Source organism: Hungatella sp. (genome assembly GCF_046966825.1).
The window spans coordinates 1-3,035 of record NZ_JBKVCZ010000271.1; the positions used below are offsets into that span (position 1 = coordinate 1).

A 3,035-nucleotide genomic window follows, 5' to 3' on the forward strand; every position below is an offset into this window, starting at 1 on the left:
CTCTAAAGAAGAAAATAAATAAAAAACAAAAATAAAAAAGGAATCAACATTAAGGAGGAAGATTATGTTTAAAAAAGTGATTTCAACTGCACTGGCACTTACAATGATCCTGGGGCTGACTGCATGCGGAAGTACAGTAGGCAGCGGAACACCGGAGACGACAACTACGGCAGAGGCCGCGAAGGCGGCAACGGATGAAACTCTGGAAAAGACGGTGGAGGCGGCAGAAAACGCCGGTTATAAGATCGGAATTATGACTACCACCGTATCCCAGGCGGAAGAGGAGTACCGGGTTGCAGAGGACCTGGTTGCAGAATATCCGGACACGGTTGTCCATGTAACGTTCCCGGATAACTTTGCAACAGAGATGGAGACAACTATTTCCACCGCATTATCCCTGGCATCTGATCCGGATATGAAGGCGATTATCTTTACCCAGTCTGTAAGCGGAACAGCGGCAGCGATTGATAAGATCCGTGAAGTCCGCGATGATATATTTATCTGGGCTGGACTTCCGATGGACGATAATGATGTAATTGCACAGGCAGCAGATGTTGTATTTAACACAGACTTTTCGACCGCTGGTGTTCAGGACGCGGAAATTCTTAACGAACTCGGCGTGAAAACCGTTCTGCACTATTCCTTCCCACGCCATCTGGCGATTGCGACGAAACTGGCGTATCATGACAATTTAAAGGCGAAGTGCGAAGAACTGGGAATTGCCTTCGTGGACGTAACGACACCGGATCCGACATCGGATGCAGGTACAACAGGTACACAGCAGTTTGTTCTGGAGGACGTGCCGAAAAAGCTGGATGAGTACGGTGAGATGACTGCATTCTATGGAACGAACCTCTCTCAGACAGAGCCAATTATCAAGACATTGGCAGACCGCCAGGAAGGATATTATCTGATTATAAAGGATCCATCCCCTACATTCTATGCCAATCCTCTGGGAATCGAGATCCCGGAAGAGTACGCGGGTGATTACGATTATCTGAACAAGCAGATCGTGGAAAAAGCGGCGGAGAAGAACATGACAGGTCACTTTACCGGCTGGCCGCTGTCTGTTACGAATATGTCCTTAAGAGGCGGTGTTCAGTACTGTATGGAATACCTGGACGGAAAGACCAATGGAAAGGTCGATATCGATGCCCTTCAGACTATTTTGACCAATCTTGCGGGCGAGGGAGCGAGCGTTACCCTGTATGAAAACTATGAAAATTATTTTGCAGTAACGGCACCGAACATGACCTATTAACAGTAAATTACATCGGAAAGTGAGTTGGGATTTAATGGAGCGGAAATTTGGATTCATAGGCGGCGGCAATATGTGCAGGGCGATCATCGGAGGAATGCTGAAATCGGGAATTGCAGAGCCTGGAGATATCCTGGTATCGGATAAAAACCATAGGGGCTGGAAGCGTTGAAGGCGGAATACGGGATTGGAATAACCGATGAGAACTGTAAAACGGCGGCCTTCGCAGACATTCTGATTCTGGCAGTAAAGCCGAATGTCTGCCCGGCGGTAATTGCAGAGATCAGGGAAACGGTCCGCCGTGAAAGTGTGGTCGTATCTATTGCAGCCGGTTTATCGCTCTCTGTCCTGATGAAGTACTTAAATTGTGACATTCCAGTCATTCGTGTTATGCCAAATACACCGGCCATGGTGGGACAGGGTATGGCAGCTGTCTGTTCTAATAATCTGGTGTCCCAGGCCCAGAGGGAAGATGTGCTGGCAGTGTTCCGAAGCTTTGGCCGTGCGGAGGAGGTGGCGGAGAGCCTGTTTGATGTTGTCACAGCGGTTTCAGGCTCATCACCAGCCTATGTCTATCTTTTTATTGAGGCGATGGCGGATGCCGCGGTTGCAGGAGGTATGCCACGAGGGCTGGCTTATACCTTCTGTGCCCAGGCGGTGGCGGGCAGCGCCAGGATGGTTCTGGAGACGGGAAAACATCCGGGAGAGCTGAAGGATATGGTATGCAGTCCGGGAGGAACGACGATTGACGCGGTTATGGAACTGGAAGAGCGGGGGATGCGCAGCGCGGTGCAGAATGCAGTAATGGTCTGTATGCGCAAATCAAAGTCTATGGGAAAGCAGCAGGAAGATGCCGTATGAAAATAGCTGTGTTAGGAGCAGGCGCCATGGGGCTGTTGTTCGGCGGACTGCTCAGCAGGAGAAACGAAGTATGTATTTATGGACATCATGCGGAGAAAACGGATGATTTGAAGAAGAACGGAGTCCTGGTTCGTGAAAAAGACGGGGCAGAAAATCATTTCTTTCCGCAGGCGGCTGTATCGGGAGAAAGCTCGGGGGAGACACCCGATGTGGTTATGCTTTTTACTAAATCACTGGTATCCAGAGAGGTTCTAGAGCAGAACCGTGGACTGTTCGGTCCGGATACGCTTCTTCTGACACTTCAGAATGGATGTGGGCATGAGGAACTGCTGAAAGAATTTGTGGACGAATCACATGTGGTCATCGGAACAACACGCCATAACAGCGTTTTAACAGGAAATACTTCGGTTCTCCATGGAGGCGGAGGGGCTACCTGTATTGGCTTTGTACATGGCAGAAATACTTCGGTATATGCACTGGGGGAAGAGATGTCAGCGTGCGGTATAGAGACCAGTGTATCTGAAGATATCCGGCGCCTGATCTGGGACAAGCTGTTTGTGAACACTTCTGTAAGTGTTGTATCCGGAATTTTACAGGTGTCCCAGGGCTATTTATTGGACAATGCCCATGCATGGAGCCTGGTAGAACGGCTGGTAAGGGAGGCGATAGAAACGGCACGGGCAGAAGGCATTGTTTTCGAACCGGAGAAGGTGCTGGCAGGTCTCCGCAGTCTGTTGGAAGGAGCCAGGCAGGGATATCCCTCCATATACGCTGATCTTCGTGATGGAAGAAAGACGGAGGTAGATGCCATCAGCGGTTCGGTAGTACGCTCCGGTCACAAAAACGGAGTCCCTGTTCCTTCTCATGAAATGGTCGTGGAGCTGGTTCATGCGATGGAGGGGAAAACAAATCAGAC

At 49.8% G+C, this 3,035-nt stretch carries 2 protein-coding genes and 1 pseudogene; all 3 read left to right on the plus strand.

The annotated features are described in order from the left end of the window. The first annotated feature begins 64 nt into the window (after window positions 1-64). Window positions 65-1,261, plus strand: coding sequence for a DUF3798 domain-containing protein (locus ACLTD4_RS33645; RefSeq protein WP_055660210.1), 1,197 nt, complete (start codon window positions 65-67; stop codon window positions 1,259-1,261). A 34-nt stretch (window positions 1,262-1,295) separates the two neighbouring features. Next, window positions 1,296-2,119, plus strand: a pseudogene (gene proC / locus ACLTD4_RS33650) (pyrroline-5-carboxylate reductase). Further along, window positions 2,116-3,035: ketopantoate reductase family protein (locus ACLTD4_RS33655; RefSeq protein ID WP_412331972.1), on the plus strand; the 920-nt coding region annotated here is incomplete at its 3' end. The pseudogene proC and the gene ACLTD4_RS33655, both read left to right, overlap by 4 nt.